Origin of the sequence: Actinoplanes flavus (assembly GCF_017592555.1) — a bacterium.
GTDB lineage: Bacteria > Actinomycetota > Actinomycetes > Mycobacteriales > Micromonosporaceae > Actinoplanes > Actinoplanes flavus.
This window is the reverse complement of sequence record NZ_JAGFNS010000079.1, coordinates 1-1464: the sequence shown is the minus strand read 5'-3', so window position 1 is coordinate 1464 and position 1464 is coordinate 1. Positions and strand designations below refer to the sequence as shown.

Below are 1464 nucleotides of genomic sequence, written 5' to 3'. Positions count from 1 at the left end.
GGGGGGTGTCCCTATGGTTTCTGTCAAGCGGCGAGGGCGAGTCTTTCTGCCGGTTTGTGCTGGTACGGCGTATGCGTGCGGAGCATGGCGTGCAGGACGTCGACCCGGCGGCGGGCGAGGCAGATGAGGGCGGCGTTGTGCTTCTTGCCCTCAGCACGCTTGCGGTCGTAGTAGGCCCGGCTGAGTGGATCGGACAGGGCCGCGAACGCGGACAGGAAGAACGCGCGTTTGAGCTGCTTGTTGCCGCCTTTGGGCGGGTGCTCGCCGCGGATGCTGGTGCCCGAACGGCGGGTCACCGGGGCGAGCCCGGCGTAGGCGGCCAGGTGGCCGGAGGTCGGGAACGAGCTGCCGTCGCCGACTTCGAGCAGAATCCGGGCTGCGGTCCTGACGCCGATGCCGGGCATCGAGGTCAGGACCGAGGAAAGAGGGTGTGCATCGAGCATCTCCTCGACCTGTGTCGCGACCTGGTCACGTTGTCTCAGCAGGTCGCGCAGGCTGTCGGCCAACCTCGGGAGGATGGTCTCGGCTGCGGTGCTGCCCGGGACGACGACCGTTTGGGCGTCGAGAGCGGTGAAGATCTGCTCGACCAGGCGGGCACCCATGCGCGGTGCCCGGGGTTTGACGACCTCGGTGAGTTTCGACCGGCCGGCCTTGCGCAGCCCGGCGGGGCCGCCGCACCGCGACAGCGCTTCGAGGACGGCGGGGTGCTGCACTTTCGGGCCGAGCACTCGTTCCAGGGGCGGGTGGATCTGGGTGAGCAGGCCGCGGATGCGGTTGGCGATGCGGGTGACCTCGCCGGCGAGGTCGTCGTCGTAGCCGACCAGCATCTCCAGCTCGGCGAGGGTGTCGTCGCCGGTGTCGACCCGGCGCAGCGTGTGCGGCAGCGTGCGGGCCGCGTCGGCGATCACGTAGGCGTCGCGGGCGTCGGTCTTCGCCGTGCCGGGGTGCAGGTCAGCGAGCCGCCGCATGATCAGGCCGGGCAGGTAGCCGACCTGGTGCCCGCAGGCCCGGGCGACCGCGACGGGCAGGGCACCGATCGAGGCGGGCTGGTCGACCACCGCCAGGATCCGGCCGTGCCGGCCAAGTTTGTCGAACAGTTTCCGCAGCCCAGCCTCAGTGTTAGGCAGGGCCGCGTCGTGCAGCCGCTTGCCTGCCGGGTCGAGGGCGACCGCATGGTGGTCTTGCTTACCGACGTCGAGTCCCAGAAACACGCCGTACTCGTTGTGCACGCCTCGCCTCCCCACGGTCCACATGAGCTCGGCCGCTGGTCAGAGCGTCGGACTGCCGGCAGCCACGTTACGGAGAGACCTACCCGAGGGGTGGCCGGGTCCCTATCAGCGGTCCGCCGACGCCACCCGGCCCGGCGACAACACCCCCCGGATCATGCGTACGACAGGGGCGATAAGTCATACCGGACCGAGCGACCGAGCAGTCCCCGGTGGGGACGATCAAAAAGGTAACGGG

At 69.8% G+C, this 1464-nt stretch carries 1 protein-coding gene; it reads right to left on the bottom strand.

Going from position 1 to position 1464, the window contains the following annotated elements; genetic code table 11:
- Positions 1–23: 23 nt before the first annotated feature.
- Complete coding sequence (locus tag J5X75_RS43730; RefSeq protein WP_238491033.1) at positions 24–1253, bottom strand: IS110 family RNA-guided transposase; 1230 nt, start codon at positions 1251–1253, stop codon at positions 24–26.
- Positions 1254–1464: the final 211 nt, after the last annotated feature.

What these genes read in the sequence shown, in the direction of transcription:
- J5X75_RS43730 (WP_238491033.1), bottom strand. Translation starts at nt 1,253, where the DNA reads ATGTGGACCGTGGGGAGGCGAGGCGTGCACAACGAGTACGGCGTGTTT.